This window comes from Spiroplasma sp. SV19 (assembly GCF_030060925.1).
Classification (GTDB): Bacteria; Bacillota_I; Bacilli_A; order Mycoplasmatales; family Mycoplasmataceae; genus Spiroplasma.
On record NZ_CP045455.1, the window covers coordinates 182,702 to 204,225 of the forward strand.

Consider the following 21,524-nt stretch of genomic DNA (forward strand, 5'->3'; position numbering starts at 1 on the left):
TCTGTCTTCATTTAGGGGTACACATCCGCTACTATCAAGTCTAATTTTTACAAAAAAACAAAGACTACCCTCTTTTTTTTTTTTTTTTTTTTTTTTTTTTTTTTTTTTAAATACAATTAAAGTATAAATAGTTTTTGTAAGGGGAAAATTAAAAATGAAAAAATTGTTAACAGTTTTAACAAGTGTTAGTTTATTAGCGCCGACCGTTAATACAATTGTTAGTTGTAATAACCAGCCAAAACATATTCCTGATGATGATGCTGGACAAGGTACAAATGATGTTGAAATTATCAATAAAATTATGACAAAAGTAAAAGAAACTTTTAAAGCATGATGAGATACAAAAGCAACAATTGATATTAACACTTATCCTGATCAAATTACAAAATTTCAAGAATTAGTTACTCATTTGAAAACAAATGATGGTGAAGTTTTAACTGGCAATGCTATTAATCAATATCGTTTTCTTGACCAATTAGTAACCGGTTTTAAAGTAGAGTTTGATAATTTAAATCGCGAAATTGCGAATGAGTATTCAAATTATTATATTAATACAATGCCATTATCAATTGAACCAAATGATATTATGTTTACGTTAAGTCATATTAATTTTGATAAAATAGCAGCTTTAATTAAAGATAGTAGTAAGAGTATTATGGGCATTACAATTAATTTTGATATTAAATATACAGTTAAATTTAAAGAACTTGAACAACCTCAGGAATTAAAGGGACTTGTTGTTATTTGTAATGATTTAGAAGCATTAAGTGGTATTCAAAAGAATTTGGAAAACTATTTTATTATTTTTATTGATGAACTTTTTCAAAAACAAAAATATGAAATTATTGATACTGTAAATCGTGATTTTGACAATATATCTTATAATAATACTATCTGACCAATCATTGTACAAGAATTAACAACAAGGAAAATTTTATTTAGTAAGACGTCGACGCCTACCTGAAGTTCTTTGGAGGGTACATTTGGTCTTAATAAGACAGTTATTAAAAGTGACTCGGTTTTAGCGTGGGCTGGTGAGGGGTATCATGCAGATAAATTAAGTCCAGAAAATTTCTTAGAATTTTATAAAAAACAATATTTTAATATAAGTACTCAAGATGATGATTATTATGTTAAAGGAAATATTACTTCTTTTATTCCATATCGTTTCACAATTGAGAACTTACCGTTTAATAATATGAATAGTTCTAAAAAGTTAAAAACACCAATTAAAGTGTTAATGTCAAAAGACTTTATTGATCAAAGGTTAGAAGAATTTGCAGAAACAACAATGAAGTTATGACAGTATTATCAAATTGAAACATATAATGATAAACTTGTTTTTAAAATGGCTCAAACTGATTTTGATAGTGTGCTAAAAGCAACTGCTAATTTTTCACCAAAAAATAACTCATATACAAATTTGGCACCCGTGTTTCGAACAATTTTTAAGATATTTAATGATAAATTGGACTCAAAAATTACACGAGATACAAGAATTAGATTTGAAGATAGTAATAAACAAAAAGTGAATTTAAATAAAAAACAAAAATCATTTGCTTTTCAATTATTTCGAGAAAAAACTAAAAGGAATTATTATCCATGAATGGATATAAATTTTAGTTATAATAGTTTTGCTTATAGTTTTTTCTTTAACCCAAGTGATAAGGAAACAAATACCGATAAGGGTGATGAATTTTTACAGACAATTGAATTTAAAGTTGTTTAATTTTATGATAAATCTATTAATTTTTAAATTGCCTTACTATAAAATATAAGGACCTTATTAATTATTTTTTCAATAAATAAATTAATAGGGGATGTTCCTTATTTTTTTGTTTTTCTTAAAATTAAAATGCTACTTTGATAACCTTAATTCAGACACTTAATCAAGTTTCAAAATTAAAATGCAATCTATTATACAAGTTACCATAGAAAAAGCAACAAAAAAATGATATAATTTTATGGAAAGCATTTTACTTATAGTTATAAATAAAAATTGAGGTAAAGATGATGACTAAGAAAAAATTAAATGAAACAAAACAACTACAAGAGGTTAACAATAGTTTAAAAATGAATGTTAATGAAACAACTGTTATTAAGGTTTTAACAAGAGCTTGAAAAAAATCAGAACCATATTTAAAGTTAATGACAGAATATAAAACATTAAATGAAACTAGCACTGTTGATTGAGATAATCGTTATGAAAAAGAATACGAAAAATTTATTAAAACTGTTTTAGGCCAAAATGTTAATTTCAAAAAACCAACAGGCAAAAAACCATCAAAACCAAGAACGAATACTAAAAAAAAATCAACAAGTAAGAAAAGCAATATGGGGTTAAATTCTTCCCAATTAGATCTTTTAGCAAAACGAAAATTATACCGGTCAGAAGATTTATTTCCAGCTCGAGTGGTAAGAGGATATCAAGAATCACAAGCAGCAATTGAATCAGAATTAAAAGAACCACGCGAAAGTTTTTTAAATAATAATATTAATGCTTTATCAGGTGGTCAAATCGTAAAACAAGTAATACCTAGTTCAACAATGAGTCCTACTTTTGAACAAGCAGATGATATTTTAAATGTTGAAAATTTAGATGAGCAATCGTTTTCAAATGAAGTTGAAGATTTAATTAGTAAGTTAAATCCAAATCAACAACGTTTAATTCGCCAACGTAATGAACAATATAGTCATTTACAAAAGAAAAAGGAAGGAATGGTTGCTGAGAATCAAAACGAAGATTCCGGTGATGCATTAAAGACTTTTAATTACCAAGTTAAAGAACATGCTAAAAGTTGAGGTTTAAATCAAAATCAAATTGAATTATTAGCACGACGTGATGTAACAAATCGGGATGAACATCCTTATTTGAACCAAGCACGTGGTGTTTATCATCCTGAAGAAGATTATTCTCGAGCAAATAATGATCTTAAGCCTCGCTCGTTTGATGAAATTAAAGAACAAATGAATTTAAGTAAAAACCAATTAGAATTATTAGCACGACGAGATTCACATCCATCAGAATGAAAACAACATATGAAAGAAATACCTCTGCAGACAATTGACGAGAATGAAGAAAAGGTTATGATTAATCCCGAAAATGTTATTAAAAAACGTAATCAAATAGTCCAAGAAAGTTTAGCACGTAGTTTAGGGAAAACTAAAAAACAAATTAATGGTAAATATGTTCGAAATTTTATAACTGATGATGAACCAAAACAACAACCAATTTTTAAAACGGATCTGTACTTAGACACAGCAATTACTAATCAAATTAAACCATTGTTTGTTAAATCAACTACAAAACCAAAATCAAAAGTTTCACCAAAATTTGCTGCTGCTAAAGTTATGTCAAATCCTGCGATGACAGCGTTTTCAGTAACAAGTAGTAGGACATTAGTGCAACCAGAATTAAATGGTGTTGCAAAAGGAAGTGCACCAATTAAAACAACAACTGTTACTTCAAACGTAACTGAAGAAAAATATGTTTCAATTGTTGATCCTAAAAAACGACCTAATTTAAAAAAATTAAAATTTGGTAATAGTTATGAAGAAAAAAAAGAAAGAAAATCACATATTTTGGCAATTGAAGAAAAGGAATTGATGTTAGATAATGCAAAAAGAAAAAAAAGTTTTAATGAAAAAGAAAAATTAATTGATTTAACATTATATACCCAAAAAGAATTAAAAGATTATCAAATTAATTATGTTAATCCAACAAAGACACCTAATTTAGCAATAGATTTTACAAGAAAGCAATATACTTATGCTGGTTATCATCCCCGTGAGATTCGTGAGATTGAACGACGACAATTAGCACAACAACATCAACAATTAGTTAAAGAAAAATTGATTCAAAAAAACATTCGAAAAGAAACACGTCATCAAAAGAAACTGCGACGTCGAAAAACTGTACCAAAACCATTACCTCAAATTTTAATTAACAAATATCTTGCAGAAGGAAAAAAGGTTGTTAATGGTTTTTTAGTTGACACAGTAGACGAAAAGGCTGCTAAGGTAAATAAAGAAAAGTAAAATAGTGAGGAAATAACAATGGGCACAAAGCAAACAACATTGCCAACAACAGAGTTAATTCGAAAATATTTTGATGAAGTTGTTACGTCAAGTGGAATTGATCCGCAAAAACGACCAGGTGTTGTTCTTCAATGAGCACAAGAAAAAGAACATTGAATTCAAGAAACTGATACTCTAATGCAACAACAATTATTGCGAGTATTAAAAGCTAACAAAAGAAAACAAGCACAACAATTGCACCAAGAACAAGAATTAATTTTACGTGAGTTACAACAATCACGGTTAATAGAGTTAAAAAAACGAGAAGAATATCTAGCGAAGTTAGCAAAACCAGTTAAATTACCAAAGATAAATAAGAAAATGCTTAATAGTGATGTTGTAGAAAAAAATTTATTTTCAAAACCTTTTGTTAAAGAACATATCAATATTATGTCTTCGCATAATGAGGATAATTATGGAACAATTTTGATGCGAGAAATTGGTCAAGCGTTAGCAGATGAATATGAGATGTATCATTCTGAACAAAATAAAGAACCAATTATGCAAATGACTGTTTCTAAAAAATCAAAAAGGCATCGTTTTATTTATAAAAAAGGTCCAAAATCACGCTGATAACACTTAAATAAAATAATAGAAATAATATTATAAATATTTTATTAAAAAAAGCAAGGTTTTTTGCTAAAAGTATTTAAAAAAGTTCAAAAATTTTATATAATATATATGTATTAAAAATGAGAAAGTAAATAAAGAGGATTAGGAAAAATGGCAAAAGAAAAAGACTCAGAAACTGTTGTTGTTACTCGTGTCAATTATGGCAGTATTATTGATTCAGAACGAGATACAACAGAACTAATGGATAAAAAATTAACCCCAGCAACTCTTAAAGTTTTGTTAGGACAATTAGATGAAAAAAGTCCAGAGTATCAAACATTAAAACAAAAATATTTAACTGAGGTTGTTGGTAAAAAGAAGGGTGTAATTCACCTAAAAGATAAAAATAATGCTTGACAAGAGCAAAAGAATAAAAGTAAATTCATTGATTATAGTTATCGTGTTGACAAAGAAATTCCGGTTTTTGCAAGATTGAATAACCATAAAGCAAAACAAACAGATAGTAAAAAAACAGGAACAAAAGCAAAACAATCACTTCAAGAAGACATGCTAATTTCAACACCATTAGATCAAGCAAAATCTAATAAAACTATTAATGCAGCAAAAAAGTCTGTTAAAAATGCCACTATAAAAACAACTAATTTAATTAAACCACCACTAAAAGATAGTGAAGTAATTAGTGAACAGTTTAATGCTTTCTCAAATTGAAATGGTTTAGATGTTGATAGCGTTAAAACAAAGTTAGGATCAGTAGAATCTGAAGGAAACGAGGCGAAAACAATTATTCGTCGAAGCGAAACAGAGGAAGTAACAACAATTCGCCGTGATTTACGTCCGATTTTAGCTCAACAAATTTCACAAATTAAACAAAATGGGTTATCAGTTGTTGACTTTGTTGTAGATCCTTCCGATAAAATTGAAATTGAAAAAGGGGACGAGGAAATTCTTGTTCGTTTAATTAAACAAAATCAAGTTGAAATTAATTTAAATGAATTTGCGGTAAAAGATATTGTTCCACCAAAACCAAAACCAGTTAAAATAATTCGAACTGCTGAAGATCCATTATCAATGGAAGAACGATTAATTTTACGGTTAGAAAATAAAGCACGTTTTTACAAATTAAATGAGGAAGAAAAAACACAATTAGAACATTTAAGAGCAACATTTGCTTTGAAAACAAATCAAAAAAAGAATAAAAAAGAAATTTCTTCAGTTAAAACAAAAAGTAAAAGTTCACAAGATCCAACTATGGTTCTTGCCAATGAAGATACAGAATCACTGAATAAAGACCGTTATAAAAAAACAAATTATCATCATCGTTATGATGAAAATAAACGTCCAAATATTGATCAACGCTTAGCTTATGAGCAAAAAATGTTGCAGTATTTATTAGAAGTTCGTCAACAATACGAACAAGGTTATAATCGCCAAATTTCACAAGAATTAGCCGACTTTAATCGGGCAATAAATTTATCACGAACAATTAAAACAAAGGATGACAAATTAAAAGAGGCAATTTTACAAAATCGTAATAAATCAATATCACTTTTACGAAAACATGTGATGTTATTAAACCAAAAGCAATATGCTGAAATTAAGTTATTAGATAAACAAGTTCTTAAATATAAAAACACAAAAGGAAATATTGAAGAGTTTATTAAACACCAAAAAGAATTTCAACGTTTATTACGGATTCGTGAAGAAATAAAAGAAAATCGGCAAGCTTTAATTGAGTCACTACGAGTGCAAGCACAATTGATGCAAGAAGCACGGAATAAAAAATAACGTATTAATTATCAACTCGTTAACTATCAACCAAAATTAGTAATAAAAATGAGATAGAAGAGGAGGTAACGAGAAATGATAAGAGATATTAAAACCGGACATTTATATTTTTTACATAATGGGAAAATTATTTGTATTGATCGCATGCATAAAAATCAAATGTTTTTTGCTGGTAATGAACAAGATTATAATCATTTTCTTAGTTATAATGTTTATACAGAAGATAATGTTGCAAATGCTCCTAGTAAAAAAGACTTTATTTTATTACAAAATGTCAAATTACATGGGAAATTATTATATTTATGTCCCAAAGAAATTAGATTTCTAAAGATGGCAGAAATTAAAGCACCATTGTTACTTAATGGGATTCATGTTCGTGTGCATGAAAAAACCTTTGATTATCAAGAGACATTAACTCGGAAAGATAATGATGATTTAATTGAAAGGTTAATTGCTGAAAATGAAATCAAATATCGTTATCAAAATCAAAAACGAACTAGTCATTTTTGACATCGTAAGAAACCATAGGTTTCTTTTTTACTTAATTTAAAAGAAAGGAGTTAAAAATAATGTTAACTCATAAAAAGCAATCTTATTTAACAAAAGTCCGTCAAGAATTAGGATTACCAGCGTTAAATTGAAAACAAGAATTAGAATTAGAACAATATCGTTATTTTGATAAAATTATTGAACGATATGTTAAAACTGTTAATTATATGTGGTATTTTAAAAATGTTGCTTTTTATGATAATGTTAGCAAAATAACATACTATTTTCCTCGGCTAATTTTAACACGTAAAAATCTTTATTTTTTAAAAATGAAGACATTAATTGCTCCAGTTATCACAACAATGACGGCTCCTGTGTGAGAACAAAATAAAACATTAATTACTTCACCAGTTGTTACCCAACAATTTATGATTAATCGAATGATGACATTGATTAATGCTAATCAGTTCTTACGAACTGCAACAATTAATTTAGTCGTTATTAATAGTAAATTGCCATTTACGGTAACGGATGCTTTAAATTATGATCATATTCAAATAATTAATCAACAGCAATATCATTGAAGTGATATAATAAAACATATTGAAAAGAATGATGATTTAACAGAAGATCTTTTAGCTGATGAAACAATTTTAATGTTACATCATTTATTTGGGGTTCATAGTCATCGTCATAATTATCGGTTACAAAAACAAAGTTTATTTTGTTTATATCACTATATTTAAAGGAGTATGTCACGTGTCAAAACGTCAAGAACGGATCAATATTATTAATTTATTATATCGTCATTTTGTTTTACAGCATGATGTTCTAACAACAAAGCAAGAGGCCTATGATTTTTCCCAAGTTGTAACAACTACCGCTGAATCAGAACAAATTGATAATATTTTAGAAAATCTGCCGACCATTATTGTGATTATTAATCAACATTTAAAATCAGGATGAGATTTTAAACGATTAAGTAATTATCATAAAGCTGTTTTAGTGTATGGAGTTTATGCAATTCACGATCAAGGATTAGCAAAGGCCATTGTTATTAATGAAAGTTTAGAAATTTTAAAACTTTATAGTGAAGATACTGATTTTAACTATATTAATTCAGTATTAGATCAAATTTAAAGTTTTAATACATTTATTAAAAAATATAAAAACAAAAAAGAGTAAGATTATGCTTTTTTTTTTTTTTTTTTTTGATAAAATAAACAAGCGTATTTATTAATTAACATTAAATAAATATAGTTTGGAAAGGGGAAACTATGAAGGAAATAGTTGTAAAAGAGCGTAAAGCAATTGATGCTACAAAACCATTAGTTGAAGTAATTGATATTACGAAAAAGTATAAAAATAAAGTTGCTTTAAATAATGTTAATCTAGTTATTAATCCTGGTGATCGTATTGGGGTTATTGGTGCTAATGGAAGTGGAAAATCAACATTAAGTGAAATTATTGGTGGGATTCGACAAGCAACAACTGGAAAAGTAGTTCGCCAAGAAAACTTAACAATTGGTCTTCAGTTTCAAGAGTCAAAATATCCAATTGGAATTTCAGTTATGGATATGATTAAATATTATTTAAATACTTTTAATATTCCAATGACTGATAACCAGTTGCGTGAATTATTACGGACATATCAACTAATTGGAATGGAAGCCAAATTTGTGGAAGGGCTTTCTGGAGGACAACAACAACGGTTAAATATCTTATTGTCAGTGATTCATGACCCAGATTTAGTTATTTTAGATGAAATTTCAACTGGGTTAGATATTGAGGTTCGTTCTGAAATTTTTCATTTTTTACGTGAAAATATTGTTGAAAAAGGAAAAGCAATGTTCTTAGTAACTCACATGATGAGTGAAGTTGAAGAATTTTGTGAAAAATATATTTATGTTCATAATGGTGAAATTAAAGAAGCAGGAATGGTACAAGACATTGTTAAAAAATATGGTTCAGTTCATAACTTTACTTGGCAAATGTTTGAGCAAAACAAGAAAACTGATTTAGATCAGCAATTTCAAAAAATGGTTAAACAAAGTAAACAAAGTACCCGAATAAATAAAGTTGATAAATGAATTTGTGATGGGCGTGTTCGTGGTAAAAACAAACCATTAATTGATTTAATGTTAAAATATTATTATAAAGGTTTTTTTGTTCCATTCTTTTTAATTGTATATCCTATTTTACTATTATTTTTAAACGGGTTTGCTTTTAAACAATTAAATAACAATCCAGTGCAAAGTATTCATACTTTAGTTGGTTCAATTGCAATGGTCCAAGCAATGTCAGTTGGAATCTTTATTATTCCACAAACTATTTTAGAGTTTAAAAATAGTGTTTTAATGAAGCGAATTGGAGCTACAAATATTAAACCAGTTTTCTTTGTATTGTCAGTAATGTTAGTTGGGTTAATCTTTATTATTGTATCGTTTTTATGAACATTATTATGAGCGGGGATTTTCTTTGGGCCAAGTTTTGGCTGAAAAGAAATTGCTGCACCAAATCACTTTGGACCAGCAATTCCGTTTGTTGTTTTAGTTTTTATTTCCACAATTTCATTAGGAATGATGTTATCTTCAGTCTTTAAATCAACAACATCATTTATTGCTGGATCAAATGTTATTTTTATGCCAATTGCCTTCTTAAGTGGGGCTTTTATTCCAGCAGAATTAATTAATGGTAGTGATGTCTTAAAGTATGTTACTTATATTAATCCTTTTAAATATACAATGGATCCGTTCTTAAAAGCATGAAGTGGACAAGAATTTGTCTTTACATCAACTTATGGGATTTATCTAGGAGTTTCGTTAGGACTAATTGGTGTGTATATTGGAATTGCTGGTTGAAAACTACGTTGACAAGCATAATTTAGAAAAATTTTTTTGGTTCAACCCCACAGGATTTTTCTAGTAATTATTAGATAGATAAAAAGGCCTTTATCGAAATAGGTTTTGGTATTTAAACGATTCATTTCGTAAGATTCCTTTATATCAAATTATTTGTAATAAAATTAAATTTGTAATAATAATTTGTTAAAAGCATGGAAATGTTTTTTTTTTTTTTTTTTTTTTTTATTTAGATAAAATAAACAAGTGTATTTATTAATTAACATTAAATAAATATCACTAGCAAAGGATAACATATGAAGCAAATAGTTGTAAAAGAGCGTGAAGCAATTGATACTACGAAACCATTAGTTAAAGTAATTAATGTTACAAAAAAGTATAAAAGTAAAATTGCTTTAAATAATATTAATTTAGTTATTAATTCTGGTGATCGTATTGGGATTATTGGTGCTAATGGTAGTGGGAAGTCAACATTAAGTGAAATTATTGGTGGGATTCGACAAGCAACAACTGGAAAAGTAGTTCGCCAAGAAAACTTAACAATTGGTCTTCAGTTTCAAGAGTCAAGATATCCAATTGGAATTTCAGTTATGGATATGATTAAGTATTATTTAAATACTTTTAGTATTGCAATGACTGATAATCAGTTGCGCGAATTATTACGGACATATCAATTAATTGGAATGGAAAATAAATTTGTGGAAAGACTTTCTGGGGGACAACAACAGCGATTAAATATCTTGTTGTCAGTAGTTCATAATCCAGATTTAGTGATTTTAGATGAAATTTCAACTGGGTTAGATATTGAGGTTCGTTCTGAAATTTTTCATTTTTTACGAGAGAACATTGTTGAAAAAGGAAAAACAATGATTTTAGTAACCCATATGATGAGTGAAATTGAAGAATTTTGTGAAAAATATATTTATGTTCATAATGGTGAAATTAAAGAAGCGGGAATGGTGCAAGACATTATTAAAAAATATGGTTCAGTTCATAACTTTACTTGGCAAATGTTTGAGCAAAACAAGAAAACTGATTTAGATCAGCAATTTCGAAAAATGGTCAAGCAAAGCAGAGAAAGCACCCGGGTAAATAAAGTTGATAAGTGAATTTGTGATGGGCGTGTTCGTGGTAAAAACAAACCATTAATTGATTTAATTCTAAAATATTACTATAAGGGTTTTTTTGTGCCAATCTTTTTAATTGTATATCCTATTTTATTATTATTTTTAAGCGGATTTGCTTTTAAACAATTAAATAATAATCCAGTGCAAAGTATTCATACTTTAGTTGGTTCAATTGCAATGGTCCAAGCAATGTCAGTTGGAATCTTTATTATTCCAGAAACTATTTTAGAGTTTAAAAATAGTGTTTTAATGAAACGAATTGGGGCCACAAATATTAAACCAGTTTTCTTTGTATTGTCAGTAATGCTAGTTGGATTAGTCTTTATTATTACTTCGTTTTTATGAACATTATTATGAGCGGGGATTTTCTTTGGGCAAAGTTTTGGTTGAAAAGAAATTGCTGCGCCAAATCATTTTGGACCAGCAATTCCGTTTGTTGTCTTAGTTTTTATTTCAACCCTTTCATTAGGATTGATGTTAGCTTCAGTTTTTAAATCAACAACAGCATTTATTGCTGCTTCAAATATCATTTTTATGCCAATTGCCTTATTAAGTGGAACTTTTATTCCTGCAGAATTAATCAACGCTAGTAATGTTTTAAAGTATGTTACTTATGTAAATCCATTTAAATACACAATGGATCCGTTCTTAAAAGCATGAAGTGGCCAAGAGTTCGTTTTTACATCGACTTATGGTGTTTATCTAGGGGTTTCATTAGGATTAATTGGCATGTATATTGGAATTGCTGGTTGAAAACTACGTTGACAAGCATAATTTAAGAAATTTTTTAAACCAATAATATTAAGGGTTTTTGTTATAGACAAATAATTATAATCTTTAAATTTTAAAAAAATTTTATTATTTACTTTTTATTTTTTTCTTAGTAAAATGAAGATAAGAAGAAATGTTTGAAAATACTATGCAATGAAAGGATATGATCATTATGAATGGCTTAATATCATTGTTGAGTACTTTAACGCTAGTAACAAGTGCTCCGTTATCATTAGCAACTAGTAATCTTAATACTTATAATAATTGACAAGAACACAAACCAATTTTAGTTGGATACTGACACAACTGAGATAATGGTCTTGGATATAAGGGTGGAACTGCTAAATACATTGATTTAGTTGATGTTCATCATGAATATGATTTCATTAATGTTTCATTTATGAAGTCATATCAAATTGGTGGTATTCCAACTTTTATTCCAGAAGTACCCCATAAACCACATTTTAATCAAAATGAAAAAAATGATTATTTTGCTAATCAAGTTAAGTTAGTACAAGAACGTGGCCAAAAAGTTATCTTATCACTAGGTGGTGCTGATGCACATATTGATTTAAAATTTGATAATATCCAACCTTTTAAACAGGAAATTATGAATTTAATAAGCACATTTGGATTCAATGGAATTGATATTGATTTAGAACAGTCAGCAATAACAGCAGGAGAAAATGAAGATATTATTCCTAAAGTATTAAAAGACCTTAAGGACTATTATGCCGCAAATGGTAAAGAGTTTTTAATTACAATGGCACCAGAATTTCCTTATTTACGAACAAATTCAAATCAAGGGAAGTATTTACCATATTTAAGAGCGTTAGGTGATTACTATCTTGATTTTGTTAGTCCACAATTTTATAATCAAGCTGGTGATGGAGTTAATGTTCCACTTGAGGAACAAGAAGTCTTAGGTTTTAGAAATTGATGATTACCACAAAGTAATACTGAATATAAAGCAGAGTTCTTATATTTAATTGCAAAATATATTGTGCAAGGAAAAGATAGTTTTTATCAAATACCAGCGAACAAATTATTATGAGGATTACCAGCAAATAATGATGCTGCTGCAAATGGCCAAATTAAAATACATGATATTTGAAAAGCAACAGAATTATTAAAAAAACAAAACATTTATTTGAAAGGAATGATGACTTGATCAGTTAACTGGGATGCAGTTACAAATTGAGAGTTTGCTAAAATTTATCAAAATGAATTTTATCAATAAAATATTAGAAAAATAATTAAAATGTGATTAAATTGAACCCAACTGTTGGGTTCAATTTCTGTTATATATCTTTTATAATAATGATAAAATTTAAAAATAATAAAAACTTTTTCTGTTTTTTTGTTATAATTTGCAATGGGAAAAACATGACTTAATTATTAATTAAATATAATTTATTGATGTAATATATTTAGAAAGGAAGATAAAATGAAAAAAATACTTGCAATGTTAGGGGCGCTTGGATTAACTACCACTAGCGCTATCACAGTTATGGCATGTAACAATAACAATACAGATGAGATCATAAAAGGGTTAAAGGCAACTGATTTTAGTACAAAATTATATGGTGCTAAAGGTGCAGAAGACGTATATAGTATTATATTTGAACTTATTCATTTAAAAACTTTAACTAAAGCACAACAAGACGAAGTTTCTAATGAAGAGAAAGGAGGATTTTTTAATGCTGGATTTAATGTTAGTTTCAAATTGGCGGAAAATACTAGTTTTCCATTAAAAAAAGATGACAAAATTACTATTACGATTAGTAAATTTACTGATGAAGAAATTAAGACTTATTATAAGAAACTATATAACGAAGATATTCCACCGGAATGATTAAACATGGTAATGAAATACCAAAAATATGTTTCGGGAAATAAGTTTTCAGCTGAAATTACGATTACTGAACCACCTAAAGAAGAACAAAACAATAATTAGAATATAAGTGTGTATTAAGAAAGATATTAAATAATATTATGTAAATCTTTTTGATACACCATTTTTATTTTAAAATTAAAACAATGGTAATATATTGTTTTAAATAAAGGAAATTGCACTTATTAAGTAGATCAAAAACATTGTCTTTTTTTTTTTTTTTTTTTTTTGGCATAATAAAAAATATATTACTAAAGTAATATAAACAAGGAGGAACATTTTACAATGCAACAAGTAAAGCCAAGATTTTTAAAGATAAAGTATTGTTTTTATGTTATATTTGCAATTATTCCATTGTTTTGTGTATTATTGGACTTATTTTTCTCAACAATTCAACCCGATCCCCAATATGGTGATGCGACAAGAAATTTTGATTTTTCAATTATTAATCAGTCAATTTATTTATCTGTATGAGTCGCTCTAACAACAACGAGCTATGGGATTCTAAATTGGATTCATTATCATACCAAGAGTATGCCAAAATGAATTACTGGAAAAAATAATTTAACTCGAATTACAACATTAAATGTAATAAGTTTTATTGTTTTTAACACAACGTTATTAATCGCTCCAACAAATGTGGTTGGTTTTAATACATGGTACAAAATTTTAAAATCAGTGTTAGAACATATGTTAATACCAATTGTTGTTATTATTTACTATTTTTTATTTACAACAGCAAGTATTCCAACAAAACAGTATTGTAAAAAATATAGTTGGTATAATTTAATTCTAATTATGTTTTATTTATGTTATGTTTCAATACGAGGTACAATGTTAGTAAAATTTATGCCGAAAGATCAAAAAGCATTTACGCCATTTCCGTATGATCAATTGAATCCATTTGAAGTTGGTTTTCCAATTTTTTTCGTTGGTATTATTAGTTTATTAGTTATTGCGGTTAGTTTAGCAATTGTATTAAATTATTTAAGTAATCTTCGTAATAAGAAAGGATGTATACCTCTTAACACGGATTAAATTCTGCTAATTTTAATAATACCCTAGTTGTATTATTAAATTTAATATCTTTTTTACAGGGTTGGATTTACTCTGCAGCTAGATAAATTGAACTTTGATCTGAATGAATTGCTAATTTTTTCAGATTTTTTCATTTGGAATTATTGTTATTGGTTTTAATAAAGGATTAATTAGTATTAAAATTTTAGTTGAATGTTTGTCTGACAAATAATATTTTATCTTTTTTTGTCCTCATTTTAGGGGTATACATCCATTTAACTAGTAATGGAAGTGAGTTTAATTTTATGGTAAATGTGGAAAGATTCAATATAATTTTAAACAGAAGTTTATATCAAAGACAAATCATGAGTAGTTTATTTTATTTTTTTAAAAATAATCAATCTAATAAAATTCTTCCTGATGTTAGTTTATTTAAATTTGATCAACAAAGTGGTTGACTAAAACATAAATGAAAATATGTATCAAGTCAATATAAAATTCTTTTTGTTAATTTTAGAATATACAATATTAAACAAAAATTATTAGTTCTATTTTTAGTTTAAAATGAAAGACAAATTATATTTGTTTTTTTTGTTTTTAAGACAAAAATACTTGCATTTATTGGTAAAATTTGTTAAATATATTATTGGCAGTTACATATGCCATTTGCTAAAATTATAAATAAGGAGGGATTTTTGATGATAAAACCATTGGGAAAAAATATTGTCTTAGCAAAAGAGGAAAAAGAAGAAACTTTTATTAATGGAATTTATTTACAAGAAGATGAGAAAAGCAAAAGTCATATCGGAAAAATAATTGCAATTAGTACCGAAATTGAAAAGGAACAAATATTTGAAGGAAAAATCAATAATAAAGTTCTTTATCGTGAATATGCTGGAACTGAAGTTGAATATGATAATAAAAAATTAGTTTTAATTTCTGCTGAAGATGTTTTAGCTATTATTGAAGAATAAAATTTAAAGGGGGAATCAAATTATGGCAAAATCAATTAAATTTTCAGAAGATGCAAGAATGATGTTAATTAACGGAATTAATAAATTAACTGATGCTGTTAAAGTAACGTTAGGACCAAAAGGAAAATATGTTTTATTAGAGAAAGAATACGGTTCACCATTAATTACAAATGATGGTGTTACTATTTCTAAAGAAATTGAATTAAGTAATCATTTTGAAAATATGGGAGCTAAATTGGTCGCTGAAGTAGCTAATAAAACAAATGATGTTGCTGGAGATGGAACAACAACAGCAATTGTTTTAACACAAGCGATTGTTAAAGAAGGGTTAAAAAATATTACTGCAGGAGCAAATGCAGTAGCAATTCGCAATGGAATTGAAAAAACTGTTAAAGCGATTGTAGAATTATTACAACAATCAGCAAAACAAATTAAGACTAAAGCTGAAATTGCCCAAGTTGCTAGTGTTAGTTCAAAGGATCCAGAAATTGGTAATTTAATTGCCGAAATTATGGAAGAGGTTGGTAATGATGGTGTTATTACGATTGAAGAATCAAAAACAATTGATACTGAATTAAGTATTACGGAAGGATTACAATTTGATAAAGGTTATTTATCACAATATATGGTAACTGATAGTGAAAAAATGTTAACAGAATTTGAAAATCCTTATATTTTAATTACTGATAAAAAAATTAGTAATATGAAAGAGATTCTACCAATTTTAGAAAAAATTGTTGAAGAAGGCCGACCATTATTAATTATTGCCGATGATGTTGATGGCGATGTTTTACCAACTTTATTATTGAATAAAATGCGTGGTGCATTTAATATTTGTGTTGTTAAAGCACCAGAATTTGGTGATAATCGTAAAAACTTATTAGAAGATATTGCTATTTTAACTAATGCAAAATTTGTTAATGGTGAGTTAGGAATGGATTTTAAAACATTAACTTTAGATGATTTGGGAACAGCAAAAAAAATTATTGTTTCAAAAGATACTACAACAATTATTGAAGGAGCTTGCAAAAAAGCTGATTTAGAAGCACGAAAAGAATTTATTCGTGGACAGATTAAAAGTGCAACTTCATCATTTGAACAAGAAAAATTACAAAAACGTTTAGCAAAATTAGCGGGTGGAGTTGGAATTATTAAAGTTGGTGCGCCAACCGAAACTGAAATGAAAGAGAAAAAACTTCGTATTGAAGATGCGTTAAATTCGACAAAAGCAGCAGTTGAAGAAGGAATCGTTGCTGGTGGGGGAACGGCTTTAGTGCAAGTTGGACAAAAATTAGGTAATTTAAAACTAAATGAAGAAGAAAAATTGGGATTAAATATTGTACTACGAGCAATTGAAGAACCAGTTCGTCAAATTGCTGCTAATGCTGGGGTTGATGGTTCAATCATTGTTAATAAATTAAAAGACCAAACTAATAATGTTGGTTATAATGCGGCAACAAATGTATGAGAAGATATGATTGCAGCTGGAATTGTTGATCCTGTTAAAGTAACAAGATATGCCTTGCAACATGCTGGTAGTGTTAGTGCTTTATTGTTAACAACAGAAGCAGTTGTGGTAAATAATCCAGAAGAAAAACAACCAAAAATGCCAAATTATCCAGATTTAGGAATTTAAGAAACAACAATTTTATTTAAAGAAAAACAAGTTTCACTTGTTTTTTTTTTTTTTTTTATTAAAATAAAAAAGTATTTATTGTTAGATTACAAAAAAGAAAGGCCTTATCTTATGAGAAAAATATTAAGTTTTTTTGCTATCTCAACTATTGCGGTTGGAAATAGCATACCGTTATTAGCTTGTCATCCTAAAGGTGGCAATAATAACAATAATGATATTCCGGAGAAACTTCGTAATATGATTAATACAACAGGATTATTGACTAAAATTACCTTATTAGCCCGTCATGAAAATTTAAATTTTAATGCAAGTGAACTTGTGCGAAGTTTATATGCTCCAGCAGCATATTGAAAATCAATCCCAAGTATTTACACTTACAATAATCAAAAAATTAATTTAGCAAAATTAATCCAAGATTTTAACAACAATTACAATAAAATGATTGCCCACACAAAAAATGCTGATCCTAAGTCAATCCGTGAACAATTATTGCCACAATATTATATTGGAATGTATGATAATACTTATTATCGCGATTTTCTTACTAATGGTTTTTTTGACCCTGCAAAACAGCAAATTGACCCTAATCGGAGTGAACTATTAGGTTATAACTATGATATGGGTGCTTTGTCAACTTTAATGAATAATGTGGGAATTAAGTTTTGAATTCCAGCAACGCGTGCTTTTTATGTTAGTTATCCCGCGGGTGGAATGGGGTTATCAAGCAATCCTTTCTATTGATTTAGCTAAAAAAATTAAAACTGCAATTTTGTGAGCTTCTGAACAAGCACAAAAAACAAGTTTACAACAATTACTAGACATTTTATTAGCTTTACAAGGTGATAAAGTTAATTTTAAATTTACTTTATCAAATATTTTCTTTGATTTAACAGACTTAATTAAAACTTTAACTAGTGATAATGATATTTTAACAACTTTAAGTGGTTATCAAAACCTGGCAAATTCATTTGAAGAGTTAACAACAACTAATTTAAACAAGGTTTTAAAAACAATGGGATGAAATAAAGAAACAAGCAAGTTTGAAAAAAACTCATTATTACAACATTTATTAGTTGCTATTTCTGATCCAAACGCCATTGCATATCAAGATTATAATTACTTATTCTTTAATAGTAATAGTCCTTTTTTTGCAGGTGTTAATAATGTTATGAAAACTTTACATGAAAATGTATTACAATATGTTGTTGATGATAAATATTGAAAAGTAAGTAATCCGCAATATACCCAAAAAGTAACTGGAGCCGAAGAACGTTTATCATATGATTTTGAATATAGTGGTCCTGGTGATAGTTCAGTAACAAAAGTATATACTGAAAGCCATACAAATCAAATTAATGTGAATGATCAATTTTATGATGATCATTACAATCCAAAACAATTTTATAGTGTGGATAATAAACAAGAAAACATTGCATATAGTGGGTTAGGATTATCAGATAATTTAAAACCAGTTAGTCATAAATATCATATTGAATGAACTAATGTTGGTAATTTAGAACAACCAATGTGAATTATTACAAAAATTGATAGTTATGTTCGCTCAGGGGAAGTTACGAATGGAATCGGGTCAACTCAAAGTGGCGCATGAAGACAAATTTATTTCTTGTATTAATTAATCAAAAAATATGGAGGAAGTTTATAAATGTTTAAAAAAATTTCAATGTCATTAATTTTATTCTTAACAACTTTTACTGCCATAGTAGCAATTGTTTTATTTGTGAAAAAAGATAATTTTATGCGAAGTGTTTGATTAGAGGGTTGTGAGCCAATAAAACAGAATCAAAACAAAGATAAAACTCCTTATGCTCACACTTTTTTTGGGAGTCAACATGATAATTATGCTTTGTATCAGCCAAATGAATTGAGCAATGATTTAAAAAATGCTAAGTTTTATGGTAATTTAGAAAATTATAATAATTGTGTTAATTCTAATGTTAATTTGCAATTATGGAAACAAGATTTTATTAATACACAATTAGTTGTTAAAACAAATAACTATGATATTACTAATCTAACAGCAACTGTTACTAATGCTGCTGAATTAGCAAAAAATAATCTAACAGTAGAGGTTGGTTTTAATCGTTTTATTTATGCTTCATATTCGTTAACAAGTCAACGAATTCCGAATCCATATGGAATTAACGAGAAATTATTAGTTCCTGATGCAATTACTACAAATTCAGTTGAAAAAAATGCTTATAAGAATAAAGTCTATATTTTGTGAATTAAAATTATGAGTTTTAAAGATAAAGTTGTTGCTAATCCAGGAAATCATACTGTTCAAATACAGTTAACTGGAGATGTTCCAGGGACAAAGCAAACTAATGTTGTTTTAAGTGAAAATGAAATTCAAGTTAAAGTTGCTGATTTATTATTGCCAGCAGATCAAAAAAAATCTGATTTTGATGTTTATTCATTTTTTGGTTGAAGTGCTGCTTACTATAATAATTATCAAGTTCCAAATATTATTAAAAACAAATATGATAATATTGAATACATTGATTATAATTGAGAACGTTATTGAGAACCAGAAAATAAATATTTACATGATGTCTTAGGAATGGATTATTTTCAAAGTTCAATTTCATTAAATGAACGTCAAAGTACTGAATGACATAATAATTGATTGGATGGAAATAAGGTTCAAACTTTTTTAGCATGACGTTATACTCAACAAAAAGGGTTATACATTGCTGATGAAGATTGAAAAGCATGGGATTATTATATGAATAAAATGGCAGAAGTAGGTTATACAAAGGCACTTCTAAGTGGATGACAAGCTGCTTGAAATACAACTTATAAAACTAATAGTGTTTGAGATGAAGATAAACAAGACTATATGCAAATTAGTATGAATATGTATGTTGAGGATGGTGTTAAAAATAACGAATGATTTTTACAACAATTATTGAATCATATTAAAACAGTTAAGCCAAAATGAGCACAAACAGTTACACCATATCTTTATATTGATGAATTACCTGGTTCAGCAATTAACAAATATTTAGCATTAATTCAAAAATATGACCCTAACCGAGACTATATTAAATTAGCAGCTTGTGACTGAGAACGAGATATTGATTATAATGACCCAGCAACGTATCAAGTTGATATTTTACATATTTATTTTTTAGATATTTATAATGAAGAAAATAGTAAATTTATGAACTTAGTAAAACAACGTAATGAAAACGGATATATTACGGGGCAGTATTCATTAGATGCTGATAATACGTTTAATTTAGTTCGTTCAGAGCCGGGGGTAAGTTCTTACATTCAATTAGCTTTATTAAAAGAAAATGCACCACATTATATGCGCTATCTTTTAAATGGATGAACCGAAACAGCATATTGATCAGCGGATTATGATGAACATACGGGTTTAATTTATATTGCTGGAGATACCATGTTTGCTTATCCATCAATTGCCAATCCCGATCCAAACAATCATAATAAAGTTCCATTCAATCCTTCAACACGATTAGATGCAATTGCTTATGGAGTTAATATGAATAATAAAATTATGTATTTAAAAAAATTAAATTTATTATCAGATTATACAACAATGATGTCATATGTTAATAGTAATGTTAAATTAAGTAAACCAACTAGCCATAGTAAGTTTAATTTTAATTACAATGCATTAACAGCAGAAAGCAATATTAAAATTTCAAACTCATTTTTATATCGCTTTTTAACACGAAATAATATTGATGAAGTGATGGTTGTTAAAACATTTGAAAATATTATTAATAAAGTTGTAACAACATATTTAGGAGGTTAAGATGGTTCCATTTTATTTAGTTATTCTTGAAATTTTTATTTATTTATCATTTGCAATTTGACTTATTGGAATAATATATTTGATTTATGGTTATTGTCAAAGTTTCCTTTGTAAAGAACGAACTATATCGTGAATTTTTTTTGGAGTTAATGTTGCAACAACATTAATACTGTTAATCTTAGTAATTTTATCGTTTTTAACAATTTTTAAACCAATTATTTTTGGTAACGGTGACATTTCTAACGAATCAACATTATTAAATATTGCTTATTTTGGAATAAGTACGTTAATTTTAGCAATATTATGAATTATTTACTTAAGTAGTTGTTCAATCTATTTTACAATTTATCAAAAAAATGGTCGACTTTATTTATTTGGTAGTTATTTTGATCAAAATAAAAATAAAAAAATCATTGCAAACAAACATCTTTTAATTTATCGAAATAAAATTTTTTTACAATTATTTTTCGTTTTTCTAAAACTTATCAATATTTAATTGCTAAGAAAAAATAAAA

18 protein-coding genes are annotated in these 21,524 nt (G+C 27.3%); all 18 read left to right on the forward strand.

All coding sequences use genetic code 4. The annotated features are described in order from the left end of the window. Positions 1-154 precede the first annotated feature (154 nt). The gene (locus E7Y35_RS00870; protein WP_283272466.1) at positions 155-1,729 is read left to right on the forward strand and encodes a lipoprotein; all 1,575 of its coding nucleotides are present in this window, start codon (positions 155-157) and stop codon (positions 1,727-1,729) included. Between the two features lie 284 nt (positions 1,730-2,013). After that, on the forward strand, positions 2,014-4,038 hold the full coding sequence (locus E7Y35_RS00875) for a hypothetical protein (protein WP_283272467.1): 2,025 nt from the start codon (positions 2,014-2,016) through the stop codon (positions 4,036-4,038). An 18-nt stretch (positions 4,039-4,056) separates the two neighbouring features. Next, positions 4,057-4,653: a hypothetical protein gene (locus E7Y35_RS00880; protein ID WP_283272468.1), complete on the forward strand. Its 597-nt coding sequence runs from the start codon at positions 4,057-4,059 to the stop codon at positions 4,651-4,653. 147 nt (positions 4,654-4,800) lie between these two features. Beyond that, positions 4,801-6,435 (forward strand): hypothetical protein, encoded by a 1,635-nt coding sequence (locus tag E7Y35_RS00885; RefSeq protein WP_283272469.1) that lies wholly within the window; start codon positions 4,801-4,803, stop codon positions 6,433-6,435. A gap of 75 nt (positions 6,436-6,510) precedes the next feature. Continuing rightward, complete coding sequence (locus E7Y35_RS00890) at positions 6,511-6,963, forward strand: hypothetical protein (protein WP_283272470.1); 453 nt, start codon at positions 6,511-6,513, stop codon at positions 6,961-6,963. A gap of 41 nt (positions 6,964-7,004) precedes the next feature. Then, a complete protein-coding gene (locus E7Y35_RS00895; protein WP_283272471.1) occupies positions 7,005-7,670 on the forward strand; it encodes a hypothetical protein in 666 nt (221 codons plus the stop codon). A 13-nt stretch (positions 7,671-7,683) separates the two neighbouring features. Further along, positions 7,684-8,064 (forward strand): transcription antitermination factor NusB, encoded by a 381-nt coding sequence (locus E7Y35_RS00900; RefSeq protein ID WP_283272472.1) that lies wholly within the window; start codon positions 7,684-7,686, stop codon positions 8,062-8,064. Between the two features lie 137 nt (positions 8,065-8,201). Further along, positions 8,202-9,806, forward strand: a complete 1,605-nt coding sequence (locus E7Y35_RS00905; RefSeq protein WP_283272473.1) for an ABC transporter ATP-binding protein/permease — start codon at positions 8,202-8,204, stop codon at positions 9,804-9,806. Between the two features lie 275 nt (positions 9,807-10,081). Next, positions 10,082-11,686 carry an ABC transporter ATP-binding protein/permease gene (locus E7Y35_RS00910; protein WP_283272474.1) on the forward strand — a complete coding sequence of 535 codons (1,605 nt, stop codon included), beginning with the start codon at positions 10,082-10,084 and terminating at the stop codon, positions 11,684-11,686. Between the two features lie 130 nt (positions 11,687-11,816). Further along, the gene (locus E7Y35_RS00915) at positions 11,817-12,923 is read left to right on the forward strand and encodes a glycosyl hydrolase family 18 protein (RefSeq protein WP_283272475.1); all 1,107 of its coding nucleotides are present in this window, start codon (positions 11,817-11,819) and stop codon (positions 12,921-12,923) included. A 207-nt stretch (positions 12,924-13,130) separates the two neighbouring features. Next, entirely contained in the window at positions 13,131-13,640 is a 510-nt protein-coding gene (locus E7Y35_RS00920) for a lipoprotein (protein WP_283272476.1), read from the forward strand. Between the two features lie 222 nt (positions 13,641-13,862). Continuing rightward, complete coding sequence (locus tag E7Y35_RS00925; RefSeq protein WP_283272477.1) at positions 13,863-14,615, forward strand: hypothetical protein; 753 nt, start codon at positions 13,863-13,865, stop codon at positions 14,613-14,615. Between the two features lie 677 nt (positions 14,616-15,292). Further along, a complete protein-coding gene (locus tag E7Y35_RS00930; protein ID WP_283272479.1) occupies positions 15,293-15,568 on the forward strand; it encodes a hypothetical protein in 276 nt (91 codons plus the stop codon). A 22-nt stretch (positions 15,569-15,590) separates the two neighbouring features. Then, a complete protein-coding gene (gene groL, locus E7Y35_RS00935; protein ID WP_349306596.1) occupies positions 15,591-17,204 on the forward strand; it encodes a chaperonin GroEL in 1,614 nt (537 codons plus the stop codon). A 111-nt stretch (positions 17,205-17,315) separates the two neighbouring features. Further along, complete coding sequence (locus E7Y35_RS00940) at positions 17,316-17,954, forward strand: hypothetical protein (RefSeq protein WP_283272480.1); 639 nt, start codon at positions 17,316-17,318, stop codon at positions 17,952-17,954. After that, on the forward strand, positions 17,893-18,837 hold the full coding sequence (locus E7Y35_RS00945) for a hypothetical protein (RefSeq protein WP_283272481.1): 945 nt from the start codon (positions 17,893-17,895) through the stop codon (positions 18,835-18,837). The genes E7Y35_RS00940 and E7Y35_RS00945 overlap by 62 nt, the downstream gene beginning before the upstream one ends. A gap of 30 nt (positions 18,838-18,867) precedes the next feature. Beyond that, positions 18,868-21,009, forward strand: coding sequence for a glycoside hydrolase domain-containing protein (locus E7Y35_RS00950; RefSeq protein ID WP_283272482.1), 2,142 nt, complete (start codon positions 18,868-18,870; stop codon positions 21,007-21,009). A 1-nt stretch (position 21,010) separates the two neighbouring features. Continuing rightward, on the forward strand, positions 21,011-21,505 hold the full coding sequence (locus E7Y35_RS00955; RefSeq protein ID WP_283272483.1) for a hypothetical protein: 495 nt from the start codon (positions 21,011-21,013) through the stop codon (positions 21,503-21,505). The last annotated feature ends 19 nt before the right edge of the window (positions 21,506-21,524 follow it).